At 49.5% G+C, this 20,000-nt stretch carries 16 protein-coding genes; 1 reads left to right on the top strand and 15 read right to left on the bottom strand.

Annotation, left to right across the window (positions count from 1 at the left end; translation table 11 throughout):
* Positions 1-32 precede the first annotated feature (32 nt).
* Positions 33-941: a TetR/AcrR family transcriptional regulator gene (locus tag KNQ03_RS10230; protein ID WP_035398167.1), complete on the bottom strand. Its 909-nt coding sequence runs from the start codon at positions 939-941 to the stop codon at positions 33-35.
* Between the two features lie 169 nt (positions 942-1,110).
* Here KNQ03_RS10230 and KNQ03_RS10225 point away from each other — a divergent pair, with 169 nt between their 5' ends.
* Positions 1,111-2,583 (top strand): DHA2 family efflux MFS transporter permease subunit, encoded by a 1,473-nt coding sequence (locus tag KNQ03_RS10225; RefSeq protein ID WP_029341214.1) that lies wholly within the window; start codon positions 1,111-1,113, stop codon positions 2,581-2,583.
* Between the two features lie 20 nt (positions 2,584-2,603).
* Here the strand turns inward: KNQ03_RS10225 and KNQ03_RS10220 are convergent, their stop codons facing one another.
* From KNQ03_RS10220 to KNQ03_RS10155, 14 genes are all read right to left on the bottom strand, one after another.
* A complete protein-coding gene (locus tag KNQ03_RS10220; protein ID WP_214724539.1) occupies positions 2,604-3,092 on the bottom strand; it encodes a 4Fe-4S single cluster domain-containing protein in 489 nt (162 codons plus the stop codon).
* Positions 3,064-4,893: an anaerobic ribonucleoside triphosphate reductase gene (locus KNQ03_RS10215; RefSeq protein WP_214724537.1), complete on the bottom strand. Its 1,830-nt coding sequence runs from the start codon at positions 4,891-4,893 to the stop codon at positions 3,064-3,066. The genes KNQ03_RS10220 and KNQ03_RS10215 overlap by 29 nt, the downstream gene beginning before the upstream one ends.
* A 240-nt stretch (positions 4,894-5,133) precedes the next feature.
* Entirely contained in the window at positions 5,134-7,173 is a 2,040-nt protein-coding gene (locus KNQ03_RS10210) for an ATP-binding protein (protein WP_214724535.1), read from the bottom strand.
* A 101-nt stretch (positions 7,174-7,274) separates the two neighbouring features.
* Positions 7,275-7,799, bottom strand: a complete 525-nt coding sequence (locus KNQ03_RS10205; RefSeq protein WP_149427024.1) for an AAA family ATPase — start codon at positions 7,797-7,799, stop codon at positions 7,275-7,277.
* A gap of 101 nt (positions 7,800-7,900) precedes the next feature.
* Positions 7,901-8,584 (bottom strand): LrgB family protein, encoded by a 684-nt coding sequence (locus KNQ03_RS10200; protein WP_055967125.1) that lies wholly within the window; start codon positions 8,582-8,584, stop codon positions 7,901-7,903.
* Complete coding sequence (locus KNQ03_RS10195; RefSeq protein WP_214724533.1) at positions 8,577-8,966, bottom strand: CidA/LrgA family protein; 390 nt, start codon at positions 8,964-8,966, stop codon at positions 8,577-8,579. The genes KNQ03_RS10200 and KNQ03_RS10195 overlap by 8 nt, the downstream gene beginning before the upstream one ends.
* A 260-nt stretch (positions 8,967-9,226) precedes the next feature.
* Complete coding sequence (mutL, locus tag KNQ03_RS10190) at positions 9,227-11,059, bottom strand: DNA mismatch repair endonuclease MutL (RefSeq protein ID WP_149427022.1); 1,833 nt, start codon at positions 11,057-11,059, stop codon at positions 9,227-9,229.
* Positions 11,060-11,069: 10 nt separating this feature from the next.
* Positions 11,070-13,601: a DNA mismatch repair protein MutS gene (gene mutS / locus KNQ03_RS10185; protein WP_149427021.1), complete on the bottom strand. Its 2,532-nt coding sequence runs from the start codon at positions 13,599-13,601 to the stop codon at positions 11,070-11,072.
* Positions 13,602-13,663: 62 nt separating this feature from the next.
* Complete coding sequence (locus tag KNQ03_RS10180; RefSeq protein WP_023467714.1) at positions 13,664-14,101, bottom strand: YlbF/YmcA family competence regulator; 438 nt, start codon at positions 14,099-14,101, stop codon at positions 13,664-13,666.
* Positions 14,102-14,212: 111 nt separating this feature from the next.
* Positions 14,213-15,040 (bottom strand): DNA-3-methyladenine glycosylase family protein, encoded by an 828-nt coding sequence (locus KNQ03_RS10175; RefSeq protein ID WP_149427020.1) that lies wholly within the window; start codon positions 15,038-15,040, stop codon positions 14,213-14,215.
* Positions 15,037-16,305: a DUF445 domain-containing protein gene (locus KNQ03_RS10170; RefSeq protein ID WP_371743253.1), complete on the bottom strand. Its 1,269-nt coding sequence runs from the start codon at positions 16,303-16,305 to the stop codon at positions 15,037-15,039. Before KNQ03_RS10170 ends, KNQ03_RS10175 begins: the two co-directional genes overlap by 4 nt.
* 105 nt (positions 16,306-16,410) lie before the next feature.
* Positions 16,411-16,698, bottom strand: a complete 288-nt coding sequence (locus tag KNQ03_RS10165) for a hypothetical protein (protein WP_029341204.1) — start codon at positions 16,696-16,698, stop codon at positions 16,411-16,413.
* A gap of 124 nt (positions 16,699-16,822) precedes the next feature.
* On the bottom strand, positions 16,823-18,277 hold the full coding sequence (locus tag KNQ03_RS10160) for a phytoene desaturase family protein (protein ID WP_214724531.1): 1,455 nt from the start codon (positions 18,275-18,277) through the stop codon (positions 16,823-16,825).
* A complete protein-coding gene (locus KNQ03_RS10155) occupies positions 18,274-19,890 on the bottom strand; it encodes an alpha/beta hydrolase (RefSeq protein WP_214724749.1) in 1,617 nt (538 codons plus the stop codon). Before KNQ03_RS10155 ends, KNQ03_RS10160 begins: the two co-directional genes overlap by 4 nt.
* Positions 19,891-20,000 lie beyond the last annotated feature (110 nt).

Genomic DNA, 20,000 nt, shown 5'->3' with positions numbered 1-20,000 from the left:
TGTAATCCGATTAGTTTCAAAAAGCAACCTTTTTAGGAAGTTTTGGTCCGCACACGGGCAATCTCATCGACCATCGCCTTATAGGTCGCCATGATTTCCTGACCCGCAAAGACCGGATCTTCGTCCATCGTCTCGAGTGCACGGCGTAGAAGATGAATTTTCGGTTTCTTACGTTCGAGTAGTTCTTCATAGATGAAATCAAGAACCTCTTCATGGGCTTCCTTTGATTCATCGGAAATCGATGACAAGGTAATCAAGCGCTTCATATGCGCACTCGTCTTCTCGAACAAATCCTTCCGAATGACGACTTCATCTTGTGGACGATCGAGCCAAACGGATAGGAAACGCGGGGGAATCAACTGTTCTTCTGTCCGACTGACGTCTTCGACGAGATGCGTCAATCGATTGAATACGTAACGGACGACCCGTTCCGGTTGTGTGTTCGGTTCGGATTGACGGAAGAAGTACATCGCATATTGCAACATCCCTGTATAAATGACCGCTAAATCTAGAAGATACGGTTCCTTCGTCTGACCGAATAAATCACGTAATCGTTCGAACGTCCATTCGATCTCGAGAAGACGGTTATTCTCCATGAACGTCTTCAGTTCTTTTTCATTCGAAGCAATCGCCTCTTCGAACAACGTATACAATTTATATTTTTGCATCAGTTCCAAGTAACAGTTACCTTGTTGGATGAACGTCTCATAATCCGAAACATCTCGTCCGACGAGAATTTCTTTGCGTGCCGTCCGCATCTTTTCAAAGACGGTATTAAATACATCAATGAATAATTCATTTTTAGAGGAGAAGTAGTTATAGAACGTTCCCTTGGAAACGTTACTGTGCTCAAGAATGTCCTGGATGGACGTCGATTGATAACCTTTTTCGACGAATAGCTGATAGGCAGCATCTAGTAGTTGTTTCTTTTTTGGATTCATGGTCTTGTCCTTTTCTGTTCAAATGATTGCAATGGTTTAACAATCACTTATTTTAGTGTATGAAGCAAATAATTTGAATTCATTCGACTTAGCCTGGTAAGATAGCCAAGTTAGTCATAGAATTCAAGTCTAACATTTTAGACTCGTAGTACAAAAGGAGCATAACGAAATGCAATCAAGCAAGCAATCATCACGACTTTATTTAATTTTAACTGTCCTTATGGCAGGTGCGTTCGTTGCGGTCCTGAACTCAACGTTACTTAATATCGCCTTACCGTCGATCATGGGATCCTTCGGTATTCAGGCAAGCACCGCCCAGTGGTTGACGACGGGCTATATGCTCGTCAACGGAATCATGATTCCGACGTCAGCCTTCCTTGTCCAGAAGTTCTCGACACGTCAACTGTTCTTGACGGCGATGACGCTGTTCTCACTCGGTACAATCATCGCTGGACAAGCACACGTCTTCCCGCTTCTACTCGGTGCGCGGATGATGCAGGCATCTGGTTCTGCGATCATGATGCCACTATTAATGAACGTTCTTTTGACCGGTTTCCCGATCGAGAAACGCGGACAAGCAATGGGCATCTTCGGACTTGTCATCACGTTCGCCCCAGCCATCGGACCTACATTGTCCGGCTGGATTCTTGAACATTATGAATGGCGGATGTTGTTCCATCTCGTTACACCGATCGCATTACTCGTACTGTTCACGGGTGCCTTCTTATTGAAGAAAGAGACGGTTCGTAGCACACTCAAACTCGATTTATTTTCACTCGTTCTCTCAAGCTTTGGTTTCGGTGGTTTGCTGTATGGATTTAGTTCCGCTGGTTCTGCCGGATGGGGATCTTGGACGGTCATCGGATCATTGATCATCGGTGTGATTAGTCTGACTTCCTTTATTATACGTCAATTCATGCTCGAAGAACCGATGCTTGAGTTCGGGATTTTCCGTTATCCGATGTTCGCCTTATCGCAAGGAATTTCGATGGTCTTGAACATGTCGATGTTCTCCGCAATGATCTTGATGCCGATCTATATCCAGACGATTCGCGGTATCTCACCGTTTCACTCCGGTCTCTTGATGTTACCGGGTGCGATCGTCATGGCGATCATGTCACCAATCACAGGTCGTCTGTTCGACCGATTCGGTGCTCGGATCCTTGCGATCATCGGCTTATCACTGACGGTCTTAACGACGTTCTCGTTTAGTCAATTAGCGGCGGATACGTCATACGCGTTCCTCGTCATCATGTATACGCTACGTTTCCTTGGAATCTCGATGGTCATGATGCCCGTCATGACGAACGGGTTGAACCATATTCCGCAACACTTGACGCCACACGGTACGGCATTGAACAATACGTTGTCACAAGTATCGGGTGCGATCGGTTCAGGTCTTCTCGTGACGATCATGACGTCGCGGACGAAACATCACGTTCCGGAACTCGCTTCACAACCTGAAGCCGCTAATCCGGAATGGTTGCAAATGCAGGCGATGATCGAAGGAATCAACGATACGTTCTTCATCGCAACGTTACTTGCACTCGCGGCACTGATTTTATCGTTCTTCATCAAAAAACGACGGACGACGACACTCGCAGTCGTCGAATCCGTCGATCAAGAACAAAAATACGCATGACCTGATTCTCCCCTGTCTATTCAGACGGGGGAGTTTTTGTTTTCGTGTAACACTCTTTTTTGCAACTGCTGTCGATCATAAATTCGTTGATTCGTGCTGCCCCGAAAATGTGTCGTTCGGTCGAGTTTCGACAGGATGAACGGACCATCGATGAGTCCGTCTAGTCGCAGTATTAGTGGATGCCATCGTTGACGTCTTAAGATTTCCTCTAGTACATAACCAGTATATAAAATGACGTCATAGTCTGGTCCAAGTCGTTCAAGTAGTTGCACAAGTGCTGCCACTTGAAGCATCGGCTCCCCGCCGGACAATGTCAAACGACGATTTCCGATCGCCTGAATCCGTTCTACTGTTTCTTCAATCGTCCACTCCACTCCACCTGTCGGGTCCCAGGAGGATGGATTATGACAGCCGATACAGTGGTGTGGACAACCGGCAAGAAACAGGACCGTTCGCAAACCGGGACCGTCGACGACGGAGTCAGGAAGAAGGGAAAGAACGCGTAGCATCGTGCTTCACCCGATTTTTCTCTTCAGCCCGTTTGGCTTCATTCCAGCGGTCCAGCGTACCGACGAGATATCCTGTAATCCGTCGAATCCGTTCGATGGACTTACTCCCGCAAACCGGACACTGATCCTCAATCGTCTGCTCCGTTCGGCAATCAAGACAACGATCGACAGGATGATTGATTGATCCATAGCCGATTCCAGCTTCCGCCATTAAACGAACGATGTCTTCAATCGCTTGCGGATTTCCGGCAAGGGCGCCATCTGTCTCAACATAGGTGATATGTCCACCATTACATAATGCATGAAACGGAGCTTCGAGTTGAATCTTCTCACGGATCGTCACGGGCGCGTCGACAGGGATATGAAAGGAATTCGTGTAATACGGCTGATCGGTCACTCCTTTGATTTCACCGAAGTCACTGGCATCACGACGTGTGAACTTACCCGACAACCCTTCAGCTGGAGTTGCCAGCAAACTAAAGTTCAATCCCGTCATCTCGCTATAGTTGTCGACGACCGTTCGCATCGCTTGAATCAAGGCAAGACCAATCCGGTGCGCCAGTTCGGAATACCCATGATGACTCCCCGTCAGGACGGTCAAACATTCAGCGAGACCGATGAAGCCGACCGCTAACGTCCCATGCTTGAGGACCGGACCCACCTGATCCGTACTTTTTAGCGTCTCACCGTCTTTCCAGACATGTTGATATAAAAATGGAAACGCGTCAGCCGTTCGACTTGCCTGGAACTCATAACGCGCAATGAGTTGCCGGCATGCAAGTCTTGTCGTCTCTTGGACGGCTTCGAACATTTGATCGACGGTTTGACTTTGGAGTGCCAAACGGACAAGATTGATGCTCGTAAACGATAAGTTCCCTCGTCCTGTGACGGACGGGATATCTCCACGATCTTCAAACACACGGGTCCGGCATCCCATGTACGCGACTTCGGCTCCCCCCGGTTGCTCCTGACGGTTGAATGGTGCATCAAGAAACGCAAAGTTCGGAAACAGTCGTTTTCCTGTCACGCGGGTGGCAAGTTGAAACAAATCGTAGTTCGGGTCTGTCGGTGACAGGTTGATGCCTTGTTTGACTTTAAAGATTTGAATCGGAAAGATCGGCGTCTCCCCTCTTCCTAACCCGCGTTCCGTCGCTGTCAGCAAGGCGCGCTGGAAGAGCCGCCCTGCCTGCGTCGTATTCGTTCCATAATTGACGGATAAAAACGGTACCTGTCCCCCACCGCGTGAATGCATCGAATTCGTATTATGGATGAACGCTTCGCACGCCTGAAACGTCTTTTCATACGTCTCGTGCCATGCGCGCCGCTCCCGCTTGCGTCGCTTCCAATGCGGCACGAGGTCATTTAGTTTGGTCCATTCGCGTTGGTAGGTCTTTTCGACGAATGGTGCTACATCATCGTCAAAGGTTGCGAAGGCTTGTCCACCATGCTGCATGTTTTGATTCGCCTGAACGATGATTGCTGCAAGAGCAAGGGCCGAACGGATGTCTTGCGCTGGACGAATTGAACCGTGTGTCGTCTGAAATCCGTTTGAGAGTAGCTGACCGAGCGGAATCTGGGCACAAGTCGTCGTCCCGGTCACGTAATAATCGGCGTCGTGGATATACAAGATGTTGTCGTCAAGCGCCTGCAAGACATCTGCTTCGAGATGTTGTCGCATCATCTGCCGCGCTGCTTCCCCAGCAATCCGCTGTAATTTCGCTAGCGGTGTTTTGCCATCAATGTTTGCATTCTCTTGTTCGATATCTTGCGGTGGTGTGAGTAACGCTTCTAAGCTCTCCATGATTCTTCTTCCTCCCACGTTTTTTTGTAATCACTATAGCGAGAGTTCAGAAACGTTCGCAATCCCTGCACAACTTACGATTTTTTCAACTGTTTCAGTCGTTCTGTCATCAATCTGTTCGATTTATCGTTCAAATGTCTGCATCTTACTCGTTTTAGCCAAACTCAGGAATTTGGACGAATCTCACACGAGGCACGACAAAAAAGAAGAGGCGCATGATATCGCCTCTTCTTCGTCTCTTCATTCTGCTTCGAGTAACGCGTCTGTCGCACTCGGCAACTTGACCCGGAAGACCGTTCCTTCTCCAAGGATCGATTCGACTTCGATATTGCCATCATGTGCGCGAACGATTTCCTTACAGATCGATAATCCAAGACCTGTCCCGCCAATCTTTCGGCTGTCTGAGTTGTCGACCCGGTAAAACTTACTGAATAGATGCGGCATCGAGTGACTCGGAATCCCGATCCCGAAATCGCGAACGCTGAGTTCGATTTGATTGTGTTGGTGAGTCATCGTGACGACGACATCCCCGCCGTCCGGTGAGTACTTCACCGCGTTATTCAAGAGATTACCGAGTAACTGTTTTATGCTGTTCGCATCTGCCTCGACCATGAAGTCCTGTTCATCATTCAAATCAAGTTTCAGACTGTGTTGCTCCGTCGCTGCTTGATAAAACTGAATTTGTTCCTTGACGATTTCTTTCAGGTCAAAGATTTGTTTGTCATACTCTTGCTTTCCTGACTCCATCCGCTGAACGTTCAAGAAGTCGCTGACGAGATCGGTCAGACGCTTTGATTCATCGTGAATCGTCTGCAAGTATCGCTTGTTCCGCTCAGGATCCAAATCCCGTTTCAACATGAGCTCCGTAAAGCCATAAATCGAAGAGAGCGGTGTTCGAAGTTCATGCGAGACCGTTGAGACGAGTTCCGACTTCACGCGGTCGACTTCTGTCTCAGCCGTGACGTCACGGAAGACGAGAATCGTTCCTTTTGAATGTCCCCCGTGCGCAATGGCTTCGGCATAGACTTGAATGAAGTATTCCCCTTGGTCGATCGACAAGGAGAACATGCCCTCCGGAATCTCACCCGATAAGACTTCTTCAAAGTATGCTTCAAACGCTTCCTTTTGGTCCATCTGCTCGAACATCGTTTCCGGTCGGACTTCGAGGAAGGTCATCGAATCGTTGTCTTCTTCGACTTGTAACGACTGGAAGATATCGAATAACGCCTGATTTCCTAAGATCGTCTTCTCTTCGTGTTTGATGTAGAGAATCGCTTCCCGAACGGAATTCAGCAGTTGTGCCGTCTCTTTTCGTTCGTATTCCATCTGTTCGTAGAGTGACATTCGCATCAATGAGATCGCAATCTGTTTTGAGAACGATTCCAGTTCCGCTAAATCCTGTTGGTTGAATGGTGCGTCAAACCGTGCTAGATAAAGACAAGCAATCAATTCTTCTTTTGCCGGATCCATGATCGGAATGACACCTTCATAGACATGATACGGATACTTGATCAGATCGTCGTTCGCAACCTTTTTTGAGGAATGTGCGGTTTCCTTTGAAATCATGACTCGCTTTAGTAGTAACGACTCCGTCTTTAAACTCTCTTGTTGTTCTTCTGTCATTTCTTTTGGAACGACTTGCGCGATTTCATTATTCTTAATCAATAACAATGCACCGAACTCTGTCTTCGTCAACCGGACAATCGTACTGATGACAGACGAGTAATCGAATAAACTCTCCTTTGAAGCAAGCGTTTCGATCAGTTCATTCCGATCCTGCAAATGGAGTTCATTCGTCCGCGTCACTTCAAGAGCACGCTCAAGCTCATTCTGTTTTTGCTTCAATACTTCCTGATTGTGTTCCATTTCTTGATTCTTTGTTGACAATTCCGCATGTTGTGATGAGATCGACCGTGCCATCTGGTAAAACGATGCAGTCAATTGACCGACTTCATTATGGCTGTCGACATCATGTTCGAGCGAAATCGACTTGCCTTCTGCAAGGCGACGACTCTTGACGTTCAATTCGCGGAGTTGTGACGTCACACGATGAATTAAGGGACGGACGATGAACAATAGACAAAATAAAAAAATCATCAAGTTCAAGAACCAGAACCATTGTGTCTTTTGTAACTGGTCAAGTACTTGCTCCTTCGTCCGACCGTCTGCATTATCCACGTATAAATAACTGGCAACCGATGTGATGACACTTAGTGCAAAGACACTATAAAAAATCGCCATCAACTGTCTGCCCAATTTCTCAGTCATCCAGTGTTTCATATTCATAAATCCTCCTAGCAATAAGTTGCCCTTCGTTCAAGATTGTTTCCTCCTCATCTATTATCATCTAATGATTCCCGGAAACATCTCTCTTGAATCCTTTACGGTCGGGCAGGCGAGAGTCCGATCCCGGTCACGAGAGCAATCGCATCAATGACTTGCCCTTTCGTCAGATCATCCGTCTCGATCTGTTGACTGAACAGCGGATCGGATAATTGCCGTAGTCGTTGTTCCGCTTGTTGACCGCCCCACGAGTTTGGACGCTCAAAGCGGCTGATCAGGCGGCGTTTGACAGTCGTCTCCTTCGCCATCAGGGCGATATGACGGACATCATGTCCAGTCTCGCGTAACGTTCCGATGATTTCCTGAAAGTACGCTGGATTCGTCAAGGTCATCGGTACGATGATCCGCGCATCTTCCGTATCGAGCTGTTCGAGGAGCTGTCGATTAAACGTGCGCCACAACGGCTCATCCTGAAAATCATCCTTGTTTTCCGGCAGTTGCGCTCGTAAAAAATAGCCTGTCTCCTCTGGATCAAAGATGTGTGATCCGCTCCAGCGTTGTTGTAGCCCTTTTGCTGCCGTCGTCTTCCCGACGCCAAACGTACCGTTAATCCAAATGATCATCCTCTTCTCCTCCACCCTGTTTTCTGTTGTACTATACTGCAAAAGTGGTCGACAAGTTTCAATCGGTTACAAAAAAACACTCCGTTGAAAAAACAGAGTGTTTAGCCATATAACCATGTGATTAAAAACGGTGCGAGAATGCTGGCACAGACAGCCGTCAAGACCATCGTCAACAGACCGACCGCCCCTTCGCGCTGATCAAGACTCATCGATTTCGTCGCGCCCATGACGTGGGCAATCGATGCCAAGCCTACTCCACGGCTGACGAAGTGCCGAATTTTCAAGCCCGTCATTAATTTTGGTCCGACGATTGATCCCGTCAATCCGGTCAATAAAACGAAGGCAGCCGTCAACGTCGTCGTCCCGCCTGCTTTTTGTGAGATCGCTAAGGCAACGGGTAACGTGACCGATTTCGGTAACAAGGCAAGGTTCGTCGTCCGCTCGAGATGAAGCAGCAGACCGAGTAACAAATCTGAACTCATCGCAATACAGGTTCCAAGCAACACACCAAGTCCGATTTCCGGTAAAAAACGGCGGACGTGATGCCGGACCCGGTAGAGCGGAATCGCAAATGCCGTGATCGCTGGACCGAGCATCTTCGACAAGTATTGTCCCCCTTGCATGTATTCTGCATGTGAGACGCCGCTATAGACGAGAATCACGATCAAGACAGCCGTCACCGTCAGGATCGGTAACGTCCAGACACGAGGATGACGTTGATAAAGGAACATTGCGCCACTGAATAAAAGAATGGTCAGGATGATCCAAAAAAGTGTCTCACTCATGTCGGGTCACCGCCTCTTTTCGGTGTGCCAAGCGATCGACAATATACGCTGATCCGACTAACGTCAGCAGGCTGCTGACGACAACGATCAACACGACTTGAAGACCAGATGTTCGAAGGAATGCCGTATAATCCATGATTCCGGACAGTGCTGGGACAAAAAATAACGGCATGACGAACAGTAGAAAGGTTCCGCCCCGTTCAACAGCGACGAGAGGAAGCAGTCGACTTTTTAACGTCACGTACAGCAGAATCAAGCCGATGATGTTACCAGGTAATGGTAACTGGAAAGTTTCGCTCACCCAGTCCCCACTGAGTGAAAAACAAAAAATAAGTGCGATTTGAGCAATGATTTGAATGATACGCATAACGCGTGACAACATGATAAAGGTCCCCTTGTTAACAGTTTCGGGTCTTATTATCCGCCTCTTTCCTTCAACAATCAATGAAATCTAGTTAATCAACTGAAGTAACCGTTCTCATGAAAATTCTCACCTTTTTTTGTATTAGCACAAACAAAAACCAGTCAGTCGTGTATCAGTACAAAAAATGATTCGAGACGAACAAAAAGGAAACTGACTTTTGAGTCAGCTCCCTTTTTAATCTGAGACGACACCTGAATGGAATCGTCTCCTCATCTTGATCACATGACCCGTTTGAATAACTTCTCAAGTTCATACGTCGTCCATTCGATGATGACCGGACGTCCGTGCGGACACGTGAACGGCATTTCCGTTTTCGCTAGATCGTCAATCAACCGGCGCATCATCTCATCGTTCAACGGATGATTCGCCTTGATCGATTTCTTACACGCCATCATGATGGCGGCATCTTCCCGATACGTCTCGAGATCGATTTTTCGCTTCATCAAGGCTTCATCGAGTAATTCCTGAATCGTCTCTTCCTGCCGATGGGACGGGAACCACGTCGGAACTTCTCGGACGATGAAGCTTTGTGGACCGAATGCTTCGAACTCGATGCCAACGTCTTTTAGTAACGGAAGGACTTCCTCCATCCGTTTCATGTCATCCGACGAGATTTCAAACGTATACGGTAAGAGCAATTGCTGTCGTTGTTCCGGTGGTCGACCGAACATGACCTTATACGTCTCGTATTTGATTCGTTCCTGTGCTGCATGTTGATCAATCATATACATCCCGTCTTCCCCGGCACAGACGATATAGGATGAATGGAGTTGACCGATGACGTCGAGATGCGGAAAGCGCGGACGCGCGGGTGGTTCCTCAATCGATTCAGTAAACTCCTGCTTGACCGGCTCGATGGGCTCGAACAGATCATCCTCGTTGCTAAACGGTAATGATTTCTCTACAGGTGGTCGATCGTCCTCTTGCGGCTTTTTCGGAATCGGATAATTCCAGACCGCTCGCGATGACGTTTCTTCGACTGGTTCCGCGACGTAAGAAAAATCGAGTTTTTCCTGGCTACTCGGATCCTTTTTTGGTTTCGATGGCGTCACTTTCGGAATCAGCGTCTCCCGGCTGAGCGTCATCTTGATTGTCTCCTGAATCAACTGGCAGAGCTCCATCTCTTTTGAAAGACGGACTTCTCGTTTCGCCGGGTGAACGTTGACATCGATCAGGAGTGGATCCATCGTCACCTCGATGACTGCAATCGGATACCGCCCGATCGGTAAGAGCGTATGGTAACCGTTCAAGACCGCTTGCGTCAGGGCGAAGTTTTTGACCGAACGTCCATTGAGAATCAACGTGATGTAATTCTTCGAGGCACGGGTCACTTCCGGTTTGACGAGATGACACGTCAATTGATAATCGGCATTCGCACCTTTTGCGACCAACGTTCCTTGAATCGTTTGATGACCGTAGACACTCGCCAGCGCTTGCCGGACGTCTCCTGATCCATTCGTCTGAATCAACGTCTTCCCTTCATGGGTAGCCCGAAGTTTGACGTCTGGATGAGCAAACGCCATCCGGTTCAACACGTCCGTGATCGCCGCAAGCTCCGTATGCGTCGTCTTCAAATACTTCAATCGAGCCGGTGTGTTGAAGAAGAGATGCTCGACCGTCAATTCCGTTCCCCGGTTCATTGCTGCTGGTGTCCGTTCGACGACCGTCCCGTACTCAAGCGTCACTTGAATCCCTTCCGCGTCCTCACGTTTCGTCTTCAACGTCACTTTACTGACGGACGCGATCGAGGCAAGTGCCTCTCCACGAAAACCAAGTGTCTTGATTCGGAATAAGTCATGCTCATCCTTAATCTTACTCGTCGCGTGACGGACGAAAGCCAGTTCAGCGTCATCCGGGTAAAACCCGTGTCCGTTGTCGCGGATCGTCATCCGTTTCATTCCAGCTTCTTCGAGTTCGACATCGATTTGTGTCGCACCGGCATCAAGTGCGTTCTCGACCAGTTCCTTGACGACCGATGCTGGTCGTTCGACGACTTCTCCCGCCGCGATCCGGTTCGCTAAACTATCGGATAATTCACGAATGATTCCCACTGCATTCTCCTCACTTTCTCGCTTCGGCTTGTAGGCGGTACAGCGTATTCAATGCTTCGAGTGGCGTCATGTTGATTAAATCAAGACTCGCCATCGTCTCACGCAGCGGATCCGCTTCTGAGAACAGACTGAGTTGATCAACCGGCTCCTCCTGAACAGGAGCTTTGACAGGTGCTGCGACCGGAATAGGCTCTGCCTGCTCGAACTCGGACAAGAGGACTTGCGCCCGCTCAATCAAGCTGTCCGGTAAATCAGCTAACCGCGCGACATGGATTCCGTACGATTGGTCGGCTTTTCCGTCGCGTACTTCATGCAAGAAGACGACACGCCCATCTTGTTCAACGGCACGGACGTGAACGTTCGCTAATCGATCAATCGATTCTTCGAGCACCGTCAGTTCATGATAATGGGTCGAAAATAGCGTCTTCGCTCCAACGTGCCGGGCGATGTGTTCAACGATTGCTTGTGCGAGTGCCATCCCGTCGTACGTCGAGGTCCCGCGACCAATTTCATCTAGCAGGATCAAAGACCGGTCCGTCGCACGCGTCAAGGCTTCTTGTGTCTCGACCATCTCGACCATGAATGTCGACTGTCCACTGACGAGGTCGTCTGCCGCCCCGATCCGGGTGAAGATTTGATCGAAGATCGGCAGTTCCGCTTGAGCAGCTGGTACGAACGAGCCAATTTGATGCAATAAAGCAATCAAGGCGAACTGTCGCATATAGGTCGATTTACCGGACATGTTCGGTCCAGTAATCAACAGCATCTCGCGTCCTTCGTTTAAGGTAATCCCGTTCGCGACGTATTCACCGCGCGGTAAGACTGTCTCGATGACCGGGTGACGTCCTTGCTGAATATCAACCGTTCGTCCCGTCGTCGTGATTGGTCGGACATAGTCGTGCGTCTCGGCAATCTCAGCCAGTGCGACGAGGACGTCGAGTTCCGCGATCCGGCGACTGACCCGTTGTAAGCTTTCGATGTGTCCTTTGACTTCATCGCGCACTCCACAGAAGAGATCGTACTCGAGCGTGACACTCTTCTCTTCCGCACCAAGGATTAATGCTTCTTTTTCCTTCAGTTCCGGTGTGATATAACGCTCAGCATTGGCAAGTGTCTGCTTCCGTTCATACCGTCCTTCCGGCAACAGCTTGGCATTCGCACGTGAGACCTCGATGTAATAACCGAAGACGCGATTGTAGCCGATCTTCAACGTCTTGATACCGGTTGCTGCCCGTTCACTGGCTTCAAGTGTCGCAAGCCATGTCTTGCCGTCTTTTGAGGCGACGAGTAACTCGTCGAGGTCTGGGGAATAACCAGCCTTAATCATTCCGCCCTCTTTCGTTGAGATCGGTGGGGCTTCGACGAAAGCACGATCGAGTAGATCGCTCAACTCATCGTGCGGATCAAGTCCGAGACTGAGTTGACCGAGACGTTCACTCATCATCTCCTCAAGCGCTGATTGAATGCGGGGAATCAATCGCAACGTCGACTTCAATTGAACGAGGTCGCGCGCAGACGCTGTTCCATACCCGACTTTCGCGACGAGTCGCTCGAGATCATAGACTTCGCGTAACGTATCTTTTAGTTGTTGACGCTCGAAATAGTGTTGCAACAATTCCTCGACAGCGTCGAGCCGTTCCGTGATGACACGTTCCGATAACAACGGTTTTTCTAACCAGCGTTTCAGCATCCGTCCGCCCATCGCTGTACCTGTCACATCCAGTAGACCAAGCAACGAACCCTTTTTGTCTCCTGTCCGTGCCGAGCGAACGAGCTCGAGATTCTTGACCGTATTCGGCTCGAGTTGCATGAAGTCGCTCGCCTCATAGACGACAGCAGGTTGTAGATGTGTCAACGCTCGTTTTTGTGTATCGTGCATGTAGGCATAGAGGACCGCAAAGGCTTCCGCTTGGGCTGTATCAATCGCACGATCCCCGTGCGGATGCGATTCGCGCCGAGAACTACGCGTCAGTGGAATCCGTAAGTGCGCGAGCGCCGTCTCGTGTTCCTCTGTCGTGACGATGATTTCCCGTGGCAAAATGATGCTCAGTTCTTTGACTACACCGTCGAGTGTCGCAACGCTTGTCAAGGCACTCTCACCTGTTGAGACATCACCGCGGGCAATCCCAAAGCGACCGTCCTGTTCGACGACCGCGACTAAGTACCGATTCTCTTTTTCCGTCAAGGCGGACATCAACGTTCCCGGTGTGATGACTTGGATGACTTCGCGTTTGACGAGTCCTTTCGTCAACTTCGGATCCTCGACTTGATCACAAAGCGCCACTTTATAACCACGCTCGATCAACTGTTCGATGTAGCCGTTCGCTGCGTGATGGGGCACGCCACACATCGGAATCGGATGTTCCGCGTTCTTGCCGTTTTTCGCCGTCAGCGTCAACTCCAGTTCATGGGCGACTTTCTTGGCATCCTCAAAGAATAATTCGTAAAAATCACCGAGTCGATAAAACAAAAAGGCATCCGGATAATCCGCCTTGATTGAGAAGTATTGTTTCATCATCGGAGTGTTGTGTACTGCTTCCATTCTTCCACCTCATTCGTAGAAAAAGCCGACGGATGTCCGTCGGCTTTTCGTTCATTTCGTGATTAGTAGCCGCAACCGCCGCTTTTGTTTTCTGCTTCCATGCCGCTACCTGTCTTACCAGCGAGAACATCTCCGTCCGTCGCTTCGATGATTTGATCCGTAATCCCGTTCGAGATCGTCACCGTGATGTATTGGAGAAGTCCGTTGACTTCTTCTTGTGTTTCTTGGAACTGTTGGACGACAGGCATCTCATCGAGCTCAGCAAACAATTTATCGAGCTTCGCTTCGACACGTGCGAGTGCTTCTGTTTTGCCGTAATGCTGGCAGTTGACTGCCTCTTTTTGAAGGAACTTGATTTGTTTCATCATCTTTTGGACTTTTTCATTTCCATTGATGTTGGCTTCTGCCGCTTTAAATCGTTCTACTTCCGGTGTCTCTGAAATCATTTTAGCGATTTCATTGGCTTTTTCGATGATTTGTTCATCTGTATACATCCACATTCGTCCCCTCTATCGTTAGCGAACACGTCGCTTCCCTTAGCATTCTGAACGATTCCTCGTTCTGTCGCATTCATTATACCGTTCTCGCGATAGAGTGACAAGAATAGTTCCTTATTCAATCGAACGCCATAATAGATAGGCGGCGTGACTGCGGACAGGGGCAAATTCCTCTGCCAGTCGCGTCGCTTCTTCCACCGTCGGTCGGTAACCGAGTAACCGTTCGAAAGCCCGTAATATCCCGATGTCTGATGCCGGAAAAAGGTCCGGACGACCGTACCCGAACATCAGGACGTTTTGGACCGTCCATGGTCCGACGCCTTTCAGTGCAATCAACGTCTCGGCGATTTCTGCATCGTCGGCTGACGTCAATGCATCATAATCAATCGCTGCTGTCGCTACACCAAGCAGATAATCGACTTTACGTCCTGATAGTTGCAGAGCAAGCAAGTCCTCGCGACGCGCCGTTGCTAATTGACGCGGTGTCGGCGGAAGAATGATTCCGTCGTTGACCGTTCCGAATGTTCGAAAGACACGTTCCGTCAACGTATGGGCAAATGACAGATTGATTTGTTGATGAATGATCGAGCGAATCAAGGCCGTGAACGGTGAATGATCAAGCACGAGTCGTTCGTCACCGAACTGTTCGACGATCGCGTGTAACGACGTCGCCTTGAGACGCTGCGCAGGATTCGGCTCATTGAGTCGAAAGCGTCGATTGAGTTGCGTCAGCACCGCTGTTTGCGGTCCTGAACCGTCAATCCGTAACGTGTAACCATCGATGGCTTCCATCGTCGTGATGTATGCCTGATCGTTGATGAAGATCGGAACGACGAGTCGCCCATCCTGTTCGATTTGTAACGGGTCTCCCGTCAAACGAGACACGACTCCTTTAAAATCAAATGCTTCCGACAACGTCACATCATATGTCCACCGGCTCATCCGACGAACACCTTGATCGCACCGAGAATCAAACCGATGATGAATCCACACAATGCCCCGTTGACCCGAATCCATTGCAAGTCACTGCCGACCTTATCCTCGATCATATGAATCAGTGTCTCCGTATCGAACCGGTTTAAGTTCTCGCGGACGAGTCCACCGATTTTTTGATGATTTTGTTCGACGAAACGAACGAGTTGCTCCTTCATCCATTGATCACTGCTATCTTTGAACGTCGGATGCTGTTCCCAGTCGTCTAAAGCGCGCGAAAGCATTGGCATCGCCCGTTCCGTCCAGAAGGCATCTGACGTCAAGTAGCGTTCGAGTTCGATCAAACCAGCATCATACGCGCGTTCAATGACCGGAACGAAGTCAAACCGGTCGACCTCGCTTGCCTTCCAAGCATCGATTTTCGCTAGACGCTCTTCATCAATCGATAACTGTGCCAGATTACGACGCAAATGATCAAGAATCGCTAAACGATTCGGGTGATGGACGTGTCGCATATCTTGAATGACCGTCAACAAGACACCTTGAATGACTAGACTGAGTTTTTCTTCTGAATAGACTTTTTGGACGGTTCGCGCCGTCACCCGCAAGAACGTATTCTTTTCTTGATCGATCATCGCCGTATAGGCAAGGCGCCCAATCTGATCGCGGATGACGGGGTCTTCGAGCAGACGTTGCCCATAATCGAGTAACTGGTCCATCAGCCACTCGTCGAGACGACGTTCATCGTTCAATTGCATCGCTCGGACAGCTAGCCGTTTTGACGGATACGCTTTGATCGTCTCCGTCACCCGTGTATTCGCAAACTCAAGAATCGCCTCTTTCGGTAGTTTCCGAATTAAACCAATCAACAGCTCGGTGACGGTCGCTCGAAAAGCAGGTAGAACGAGAATCGAACGTAAGATTTTGATGACACGATCTGCGAGCGTCATATGCTGGAGTTTCGCGACGATACTCTCTTTATTGAGCAAGTCCGTCTCGAGCATATGAACGATTGATTCGATGACCCGTTCCCGATTTTTCGGCAACAGGTTCGTATGGGGAATCTTTAAGCCAAGCGGATGGCGAAACAACGCCGTGATCGCGAACCAGTCAGCAATCCCACCGACGAGTCCGGCTTCAAAACCACTCTGGAGCCAAAAGACCCACGCATTTTCTTTAAATGGCAATGAGACGATGAATCCGACCGCCATGAAAATCAACGAGACGGTCGCAAGCCGCCGTGTCGATGTTTTAGGTTGTTCAAGTGATGACACATCGTTTCCTCCTTCAACTGAGTCACTTATCTACCTTACGAACGGGACAAGGATTAGGTTTCGACACGAAAGAGCCCCAGTCATCGACTGGGACTCTCTATGTACTTAAAACGTGTATTCACCAAAACGGTCGCCATCCCATGTCGCGGTTGCCGTTGAGACAAAATAGACCAGTCCGTTGCCGAATGTATTTTCCATTAATGACACGAGTTGTTGACCATTCGTCTGCTCGACGAACGCTAATCGGACTTCCTCTTTCCCTTGATAAATCCGTTCGTAAACGCTTAAACCGCGTGCATTGAGAAACGTACGCGCCGACTCGAATTGAATCGGACCGACTTCAGGTCGTCGTTCCTGAATGAACGACTGACATTTTTGCTCGAATGTCTCCATGGTTCTTCACTCCTTCTCTCTTTCTGTTCATGGATATCATGTTCCCGACTCTTCCTCATCATAATCCTCAAATGTGAAAAAAGCGACAGATGCGTCGCTTCTTTCATCATTTTACGACGATTTCTCATAATCTGACGTCAAACTGTCGGGCAACATGAATCGCAGACGTCGTCGCCCCAACCGTCCCGGCACCCGGAAAGATCGTGTCCCCGATTGCAAAGAAGTGATCGATGCCCGTACGAAACGGTGCTGCGAACAAGAGACTTGTACTCGGACGTTGCGGATATCCCCCGACTCCACCGTCCGGACGGAACGTATAGCGTACCCACGCACCGGGTCCACCCGGATAACGTTCGATTGCCTGTTGACGGAAACCTGGAAACTGTTGTTCAAGAATGGCTTCGAAGATTGCCGACATCTTCTCGACCTGTTCGTCGTAGCGTTTCCGGTTCGTCTTATCGAACGTACCAATCGGAACATGGCATGACATCGTCAGCGTCCGCTGACCGGCTGGTGCACGTAACCGGTCATCTGGACGGGAGAGGGAGATGAAGGCATGACCTGAAGGTAGGGACGGATCATGGACTTGCCGGAATGCTTCAGCAGACAAAATGATCGACTCCGGTATCGCCGCATAATACGTAAAGGTCGCCCATTGCTGTAGCTTTTCCTGTCGCTGGTACGTCCGTCGTAACGTTCGTCGCATATCCGCGCTGACGACTTCCCGGATGCCTTCAAGCGGAACTGCACAGATGACAGCATCAGCAAGCATCAAGCGTCCGCGACGATCCTCGATCAAGAAACCATCCGGTGTCTTTCGAATCGACGTGACTTTTCTCCCAAGGAGACAGGTTGCCCCGCTCGCCTCGGCTATCTCTTTCAATTGCTCGGCCAGTCGGTATAATCCACCCGGGACATAATAAGCACCTTCATGGTAAATCGATAAGGCGACGGCTCCTAGTAAAGCTGACGCCTCCTGTCCTGTCTGCATGCTGTCGAGTAGGATCCCGTCGATCACTTGTGCGAACAACGTATCCGCTAGTCGATGTTTGCGTAACAGATGACCAATCGTCAGCGGAAAATATGGTAAGAGGACGACACTTTTCGTGTGACGAACTAACCGCCGGACGTCGGCTAAATCTTGAAGTGGCAATGCCGGCAGTTCTGCCATCAGTGGACGAATTGCCTCGTGTATCTGCTCGATTTCAGCAAAGAATGCCCGAATCGACGATGCCTGCTCCGGAAAATGTGAGGTCAATTCGGTTAGAAACGCATCACGATTTTGATAATAATGAATCAATCGTCCTTCGATGCGAATCGTCATGACGACGTCGAGTGGCTCGACTTGGTGCGTCACTCCGAGATGATCGAGCACACGGGCATGAATGCCACCCGGTTCAAATCCCATCCCAAGGGTCGCTCCAACTGGATACGTCAAGTCCCGGCGTGTGAACTTCCCGGCTGACCCTCCCCATTCACGGCTTCCTTCAAGTACCGTGACGGCATGTCCTTCTTGTGCAATCAATGCCGCAGCCGTTAGACCGGCAATTCCTCCGCCGACGATGACGACCTGTTTCATGATGGTTCCTCCTCCGTGACTCGATTTTCTTTAAACAGGAAATTGCGGATTTCGCGGAAGACCGGCTCCCGGCGATGAATCGTAAAGTGATCATACTTATAGGACTTCGTCTGGATGTTATCCGTGTAGTTCTCGAGTGCAAACGAACTCTTCAACGAAATCAGATTGAAGTCGCCTCCTTTGGCACCAAACGAATAGACGAGTACGTCGCGTGGCCACGTCTCGAGCCGTTGGGTCAGATTGTTCATCGCTGGAGAACCTTTCGCAAGATCACGTATCGCAGGACTGTTCGTATTCGTGCCGAGTGGCGCAAGTGTCAAGCCAAGCTTCGCGTAATCCGAACCGGCGATCGGTGAGTCGAGCGTCACGACTTTTCGGACGTGATACGGCATCTCCTCTTGGACCGTGTAGGCGACGACATCGACACCACCCATGCTGTGCCCAACGAGCTGAATATCGGCAAAGGTCGCTTTTTGTTTCGCATCGTAAGCTGCAATCGCCGCATTCAACCACTTTTGCTGATCGACAAGGCTTGCCTCATCATCTGCGAAGACGATTCGGACAAGTGGGTAGCCGGTCGATGATGGTTTGACGCTACAGGTCGCTTTCCCGGAACGGGTCACGTCACATCGACCGCCATCATCGGCGACTTTTTTATTCGTGAAGTTTTGAATCATCGGCACGAACGTCCGCTCCGTCCCGAATAACCCGTGGACGAGGAACGTCGGCACGATTTCACTCTTTCCTTGCGTGACGATCTGGCGCGTTGGTGGCGGCGCACTTGACGTATCCTCCGCGAACACCCACCACGCGCCTCCCCCGACGATCAAACAGACGAGGAGCGAGATGCTGATCGTCTTCAACTGTTGCCGGCGCAAACGACGGACACGGTGAAAGACCCAGTAGAGGAATAATCCGACACCGATCAATAACACGATACCGGTAATGATCCAACCTGTCGGATTCGGTACATACGCAATCAACTGTAGCTGGTTGGCTTTCGTTCCGTATAATTTCCATGACACATCATGGTAATTCGACCAGTCGATTTTTTCACCGTTTTGGAGACCGATCACTTCTGGGCCATGGAGCTTGATCTCGATATCGGCTTGACGGATATACCGGTCGGCGAGTTTCTTGACCTGTCCTGTCGGTTGATAGCCTTTGATATTCAAACGATCGATACTGAGATCGATGTTCGTATCCAGTCGATACGTATCAAACCAAAAACCGTCCGATTTTTTCATGTCGAACTTCGTATCAGGTGGAATGAGAATCCCTCCGATACCTGTCTTCCATTCGTCCTTGATCGACGTCATGTCCTTGAAGTTCGCGAATGTCTTCTGCATCCGGATTCCTTCATAGTCATCCTTCGTCTTAAACGTTTTCGCCGCATAACCGTTCTTTTCTGCCTGCTTAACATAACTATTCCAATTCGGATTTAGGTTCAGTAAACGCGCTACCGGGTGTTCCTTTGCGGCATATGTCGTCTTTAAGGTAACACTCTGATCGGTATGAATCGTCGCATCATATTGGATGCGAATACAACCCCCAAGGAGCAGCGTCAGCATCAAAAATGAGAGCAAAATCCCTTTCTTTTTCGTACTCATCAGGTCACATCCTTTCCTCATCTGTTATTCCCTATCTCGCAAAAGTAAAAACGGTCGACGTTGATTCTTTCGTCATGACGCACTTTCAGGCAGTGGGTCATCGACCCACTGCC

The sequence above is a fragment of the Exiguobacterium sp. s143 genome, from assembly GCF_018618895.1.
In the GTDB taxonomy this organism is placed as follows: Bacteria; Bacillota; Bacilli; order Exiguobacteriales; family Exiguobacteriaceae; genus Exiguobacterium_A; species Exiguobacterium_A abrahamii.
Note: the sequence above shows the minus strand (reverse complement) of the source record. Positions and strands in the feature narration are given on the sequence as shown.

Excerpts from the sequence above, each read along its gene's own strand:
- KNQ03_RS10230 (WP_035398167.1), bottom strand. The coding sequence starts at position 941 with ATGAATCCAAAAAAGAAACAACTACTAGATGCTGCCTATCAGCTATTC.
- KNQ03_RS10225 (WP_029341214.1), top strand. The coding sequence starts at position 1,111 with ATGCAATCAAGCAAGCAATCATCACGACTTTATTTAATTTTAACTGTC.
- KNQ03_RS10220 (WP_214724539.1), bottom strand. The coding sequence starts at position 3,092 with ATGCTACGCGTTCTTTCCCTTCTTCCTGACTCCGTCGTCGACGGTCCC.
- KNQ03_RS10215 (WP_214724537.1), bottom strand. The coding sequence starts at position 4,893 with ATGGAGAGCTTAGAAGCGTTACTCACACCACCGCAAGATATCGAACAA.
- KNQ03_RS10210 (WP_214724535.1), bottom strand. The coding sequence starts at position 7,173 with ATGAAACACTGGATGACTGAGAAATTGGGCAGACAGTTGATGGCGATT.
- KNQ03_RS10205 (WP_149427024.1), bottom strand. The coding sequence starts at position 7,799 with ATGATCATTTGGATTAACGGTACGTTTGGCGTCGGGAAGACGACGGCA.
- KNQ03_RS10200 (WP_055967125.1), bottom strand. The coding sequence starts at position 8,584 with ATGAGTGAGACACTTTTTTGGATCATCCTGACCATTCTTTTATTCAGT.
- KNQ03_RS10195 (WP_214724533.1), bottom strand. The coding sequence starts at position 8,966 with ATGTTGTCACGCGTTATGCGTATCATTCAAATCATTGCTCAAATCGCA.
- mutS (WP_149427021.1), bottom strand. The coding sequence starts at position 13,601 with ATGGAAGCAGTACACAACACTCCGATGATGAAACAATACTTCTCAATC.
- KNQ03_RS10180 (WP_023467714.1), bottom strand. The coding sequence starts at position 14,101 with ATGTGGATGTATACAGATGAACAAATCATCGAAAAAGCCAATGAAATC.
- KNQ03_RS10175 (WP_149427020.1), bottom strand. The coding sequence starts at position 15,040 with ATGAGCCGGTGGACATATGATGTGACGTTGTCGGAAGCATTTGATTTT.
- KNQ03_RS10165 (WP_029341204.1), bottom strand. The coding sequence starts at position 16,698 with ATGGAGACATTCGAGCAAAAATGTCAGTCGTTCATTCAGGAACGACGA.
- KNQ03_RS10160 (WP_214724531.1), bottom strand. The coding sequence starts at position 18,277 with ATGAAACAGGTCGTCATCGTCGGCGGAGGAATTGCCGGTCTAACGGCT.